At 68.7% G+C, this 5,031-nt stretch carries 6 protein-coding genes and 1 tRNA gene; 4 read left to right on the forward strand and 3 right to left on the reverse strand.

Annotation, left to right across the window (positions count from 1 at the left end; genetic code table 11):
- The first annotated feature begins 135 nt into the window (after nucleotides 1-135).
- Complete coding sequence (locus NQ160_RS15515) at nucleotides 136-318, forward strand: hypothetical protein (RefSeq protein WP_257514381.1); 183 nt, start codon at nucleotides 136-138, stop codon at nucleotides 316-318.
- A gap of 231 nt (nucleotides 319-549) precedes the next feature.
- On the opposite strand, the gene NQ160_RS15520 is transcribed toward NQ160_RS15515, so the two are convergent.
- Together NQ160_RS15520 and def are read right to left on the reverse strand one after the other, a co-directional pair.
- A complete protein-coding gene (locus NQ160_RS15520) occupies nucleotides 550-1,515 on the reverse strand; it encodes a TIGR03557 family F420-dependent LLM class oxidoreductase (protein ID WP_257516083.1) in 966 nt (321 codons plus the stop codon).
- A 231-nt stretch (nucleotides 1,516-1,746) separates the two neighbouring features.
- Nucleotides 1,747-2,313 (reverse strand): peptide deformylase, encoded by a 567-nt coding sequence (gene def / locus NQ160_RS15525; RefSeq protein ID WP_257516084.1) that lies wholly within the window; start codon nucleotides 2,311-2,313, stop codon nucleotides 1,747-1,749.
- Nucleotides 2,314-2,359: 46 nt separating this feature from the next.
- Here def and NQ160_RS15530 point away from each other — a divergent pair, with 46 nt between their 5' ends.
- Both NQ160_RS15530 and NQ160_RS15535 read left to right on the forward strand, forming a co-directional pair.
- Nucleotides 2,360-3,376: a DMT family transporter gene (locus tag NQ160_RS15530; protein ID WP_257516087.1), complete on the forward strand. Its 1,017-nt coding sequence runs from the start codon at nucleotides 2,360-2,362 to the stop codon at nucleotides 3,374-3,376.
- Nucleotides 3,377-3,450: 74 nt separating this feature from the next.
- Nucleotides 3,451-3,524 (forward strand) — tRNA-Ile (locus tag NQ160_RS15535).
- Nucleotides 3,525-3,686: 162 nt separating this feature from the next.
- Here the strand turns inward: NQ160_RS15535 and NQ160_RS15540 are convergent.
- A complete protein-coding gene (locus NQ160_RS15540; protein ID WP_257516085.1) occupies nucleotides 3,687-4,163 on the reverse strand; it encodes a cupin domain-containing protein in 477 nt (158 codons plus the stop codon).
- 227 nt (nucleotides 4,164-4,390) lie between these two features.
- On the opposite strand from NQ160_RS15540, the gene NQ160_RS15545 reads away from it, so the two are divergent.
- The gene (locus tag NQ160_RS15545) at nucleotides 4,391-4,894 is read left to right on the forward strand and encodes a DUF3145 domain-containing protein (RefSeq protein ID WP_257516086.1); all 504 of its coding nucleotides are present in this window, start codon (nucleotides 4,391-4,393) and stop codon (nucleotides 4,892-4,894) included.
- Nucleotides 4,895-5,031: the final 137 nt, after the last annotated feature.

The following is a 5,031-nucleotide window of genomic DNA, read 5'->3' on the forward strand; positions in this document are numbered from 1 at the left end:
GACGCCGGTACGTCCGCACCGCCGGGATCATCGCGCAGCGCGTAGCGGGGTGGCTAGCGGGGGGCTGCGCCCCCGTCAACGGGGTGCGCGGCCCCCGGCAGCGTCGCATCCTGGCCGAGAGGAAAGGAAAGCGACATGAGCCTGAGTATCCCTGACGGCGAGGGTCTCATCGACCCTCGCACGGGCGTCCCCATCCCCTTCATCGACGACGATCGCCCCCTCGACCCGGAGACGGGCCTGCCGGAGCCCCTACCACCGCATGAGCGCCCGATACCGCTCGACGCCGACGGCGAGGCCATCGCGGACGCGGAGGATTGAGGCGGCCAGCGGCCGGCAAAAGGTGAAGGCCAGGGGTGGAAGCCCTGGCCTTCGGTTGAGGGCCGCGCAGATGACGCGGGATCCTCGCTTCCTAGCTTAGGCCACCGGTCACGCGGGTTCGACCATCGGCCCCGCCGATGAAACGGCATCTGGGGGCCGAGACAGCGGGTAACGACCACTGTCTCGGCCGCCAGGTGCGGTCTCACCGGTTCGGCGCCACCCCGGGTGCCCTCACAGCGTGCGCAGCTTCTCCAGCAATGGCTCGGCGATCTCGGTCACGAAGCGGTCCTGCTGCTCGTCGCCGACCTGCACGATAGCGACGTCGGTGAAGCCCGCGTCGAGGAAGGGCTGCACGCTCTCGGCCAGCTCGTCCAGGTCGGGGCCCGCAGCGATGGATTCGGCGACGTCTTCGGGCCGGACGAACTGGGATGCCGCGGCGAAGCCGGCCGGCGTCGGCAGGTCCGCGTTGACGGACCATCCGCCCGCGAACCACCGGAACTGCTCGTGGGCGCGTGCGATCCCCGCCTCGCGGTCGGGGTCCCAGCTGATCGGGATCTGGCCGATCTTGCGGGATGCCTCTGGATGCACAGCATCCCACCCCTCGATCAGCTCCGCCTGCGGCTCCACCGCGATGAGATGGTCGGCCAGTCCCGCGAACCGCTCGATCGAGGACTCGCCCGACACCGCGACGCCGAGCGGCACGCCACCCTCGGGGCAGTCCCAGATGCGCGCCGAATCCACCCGGAAGTACTGGCCGTCATAGGTGACGAGGTCACCCGTGTGCAGCGCGCGGATGATCTCGATCGCCTCGACCAGCATGTCCTGGCGCATCTGCACCGCCGGCCACCCCTCGCCGACGACGTGCTCGTTCAGGTTCTCACCGGACCCGAGGCCAAGCGTGAAGCGGCCCTCCGAGAGCAGCTGCATCGTCGCCGCCTTCTGCGCGACGACTGCGGGGTGGTAGCGCATGGTCGGGCAGGTGACGTAGGTCATGAGCTCCACGTCGTGGGTGGCGTAGGCGACGGCCCCGAGCATGCTCCAGGCGTATGCGGAGTGCCCCTGGGTGGTGAGCCAGGGGGAGTAGTGATCGCTGGAGACGACGAAGTCGAACCCGGCCGCCTCGGCTTTCACCGCGTAGTCCACGAGCTGACGTGGACCGCTCTGCTCCGTCATGAGCGTGTATCCGAACCGAGCCATGCCGTCCTCCTCGCGTGGGTGTGCGGGGAACGCTACCGATCGGGGAGTCGTCGCGAACGGGGGTTGCGAGGGCGGATCGGATGAGGCAGGTCAGCGACGGTGCCCCGGCCCGACCCGGCCCGGCCCGGTTGAGAAACCACTCATCGGCCGAGACACCACGCGGCGCCTGGTGTCTCACCCGGAAAGTGCTGTCTCGCGGGCGGGCGGACCGGACGCGCCGCCGTCGAACAGTCAGGCGTCGAGGTCGTCGACTCCCGGCATCCAGCTGACCCCAGGGCGACCCCAGCCGCGCTTGCGGGCGATCTTCTGCACGGTCTTCCAGTCACCGTCGTCGAGGCGATCGACGTAGAGGATGCCGTCGAGGTGATCGAACTCGTGCTGCATGATGCGCGCGCGCCACCCGTCGACCTGGATGCGGACGGGCGCGCCGTCGAGGTCGATGCCGGTGACCAGGACCTCGTCCGACCGACGCAGCGGGAACCGCTCGCCGGGGAAGGACAGGCATCCTTCGGACTCCGCATCGGGGTCGGGGGAGCCGGGCTCGAGGGGCCGCATCCACAGCTCGGGGTTGATGATCGCGCCGCGCCACGGCTGACCGTCGTCGTCCTCGTAGGTGTACGTGTAGATGCGCAGGGACACGCCCACCTGCGGTGCCGCGAGGCCGACGCCGGGCGCGGCATCCATGGTCTCGAACATGTCGGCCACCAGCTGACGCACCTCGTCGGTGATTTCTCCGACGGGGGCGGCGGGGGAGTGCAGGACGGGATCGCCCATGATGCGAATCGGTAGAACAGCCACGTCCTTGAGCCTACCCAGAAGCCGTTGGCGCTACTGTCGAGGGGTGATGTGGGCGGTGGGTATCGAAGACGTCGGCGACCAGCTTGTCGGCGTGTTCCGCAACCCGGGGTTGCTCCTCGGCATCCCGCTGGCGCTCGCCGGCGCTGTGTTCATGTCGTTCGGCGCCCAGTACCAGCATCGCGGTGTCGCGAAGGTCGAGCGGCTCAGCGGCAAGGACGGCTCGACCGGACTGACCGGCGGTCAGCTGCGACAGCTGCTGGCGCGGCCCTCGTGGGTGGTCGGCACGCTCATGCTCGGCCTCGCCATCGTCTGTCAGCTCGGCGCTCTGACAGTCGCGCCGCTGATCGTCGTGCAGCCCCTGGGGGCCGTGGCGCTCGTCATCACCACACTGCTCAACGCGCGTGTGACCGGGCATCCCCCGAACAAACGGTCGCTGATCGCCATCATCGCCTGTGTGGGCGGCATCTTCTGGTTCGTCATCGTCGCCGCGCTGTTCGCCGTCGAGCAGACCGTCACCAACCGTCAGCTGATCACGGTGCTGGTCATCCTCGCGGTCGTCGCGGCCGCCCTCGTCGTCTCGTGGCTGCTGGTGAGGCGCCGTCGCGGCATCCGCGCCCTGTTCTACATCCTCGCCGCCGGCATCGTCTACGGATTCGTCGCGACCCTGGCAAAGATCGTCATCAAGCGCATCCAGGACGGCGACTTCGAGTGGCTCACGGTCCTGTGCGTCGTCGCACTGCTGGCCGGCACCGGGCTAGGCGCCTACTTCGTGCAGACCGCGTACTCCTCGGGCCCGCCGGACCTCGTGATCGCGGGGCTCACGGTCGTCGATCCGATGGTCGCCGTCCTCATCGGCCTTCTCGTGCTCGGCGAAGGGGCCGCGGTTCCGGTGTGGGGCTTCGTGATGTTCGCCGTCGCCGGGGCCATCGCCATCTGGGGCGTCATGACGCTGGCCCGTTATCATCCGCAGGTCGTCTCACAGAGCCAGGAGCAGCCGTTCCCTCGAGGCAGCTCCGGGGGCACCGAGGGTCCTGCATCGCCCGGCGAGAAGCCCCGCGGCTGAGGGCCCGCTACAGAGCGGCCACCCACATGGCAGGTGCGAGCGAAGCCATGTACGCCTAGTAAGGTCGTGGTGAGGGGGCGGTGGCCAAGCTGGTCAAGGCAGCGGGCTCATAACCCGACGATCGTGGGTTCAAGTCCCACCCGCCCTACAAAACCCTCCCGATTCCCACACGGTCACGGGGTCGGAGGGAATGAGGGAGAGCGAAGCTTCGCACTGCTCGCGATCACCACTTGTGCGCGACGATCTCGACATTGAAGCCCGCCGAGTTCTCGAGCCACCCTGCGTAGTGATCGGGTCCTCCCGCGTGCGGCTAGGCGTGCTGGTCGTCGTCGACCGTGGGCGGCTGCGCCGTCCACGACGGGGGCTCATCCGTGCCCGTCGCCTCGTCTCGCTCCGCGTCGGCCCGTGTCGCCTGCACGATCCCGGCCGCGTGGTGGGAGGGCGCGTAGACCGTGTAAAGGCGCAGGGGTTCGTCGCCCGTGTTGATCACGTCGTGCCATGTGCCTGCGGGAACCTGGATCGACCATCCGTGCGCGACATCCTGCTCGAAATCGAGCTGATCCTTCTGAGGGCCCATGACGACCCGGCCCCGACCGGCATCCAGGCGAAGGAACTGATCGGTGTCGGGATGCGCCTCGAGGCCGATCGACTCACCCGGGGGAATGGACATCAGCGTGACCTGCAGGTGCTTCCCCGTCCACACGACCGCGCGGTAGTTCTCGTTCTGCCGGGTCGCGGCTTCGATGTCGAAGGCGTGAGGGCGAGGACCGATGTCGCTGCCAGTCATGATCGTGTCTCCTTGTTGAGATAAGGCGGCCCGAAGGGCGCGGGCCTGCTGATCATCGCAAGGTGAGGCGCCGGGGGGAAGGGGAGAGGCTGCTCGCACACGTCGCTCGTCGGAATCACACACTTGTCATCCCGCACGTGCTTCCGTGATAATGGCGGGAACACAACCGAAGAAGCCGTGGTCCGCATCAGGTCGTAGGGGAAGACGTACCTGACGAAGGAGAGATCATGGCGACACCACAGGCGCGCGGAGTGATCTACATTCACTCAGCGCCGCGCGCGTTGTGCCCGCACCTTGAATGGGCTGTGGGCCGCGCGCTCGGCCGCGCCGTCAACTTCGAATGGGCCGACCAGCCGGTGCTGGCCGGCAGCCGTCGCGCGGAGTTCTACTGGGAGGGACCCGCCGGAACGGGGGCTGCCCTGGCCACGGCGATCCGCGGGTGGGAGCACCTGCGTTTCGAGGTCAGCGAGGACCCGACGCCCCGCAGCGACGGAGGTCGCTGGCTGCACACGCCGGGGCTCGGCATCCACTATGCCCAGACCGACACCGCTGGAAACATCGTCATCGGCGAGGATCGCGTGCGCTACGCGATGGAAGTCGCCGCCGGTGACCCGATCGAGCTGCAGCACGAGCTGCAGGTCGCGCTCGGCTCCGCATGGGACGAGGAGCTGGAGCCCTTCCGCCACGCCGGCGATGACGCATCGGTGGTGTGGCTGCACAAGGTGGGATGAGACCCCCGCCGCGGATCTCAGGGCACGCGGCGCCAGTACCGGACCTCGGTGATCATTCCCGGGAACCGGGAGAGCGTCCCCTCCCTGAGACGCGGAACGCCCCCGGATGCCGTCAGCGACAGCATCCGGGGGCGTGG

This window comes from Microbacterium sp. zg.Y909 (genome assembly GCF_024626565.1).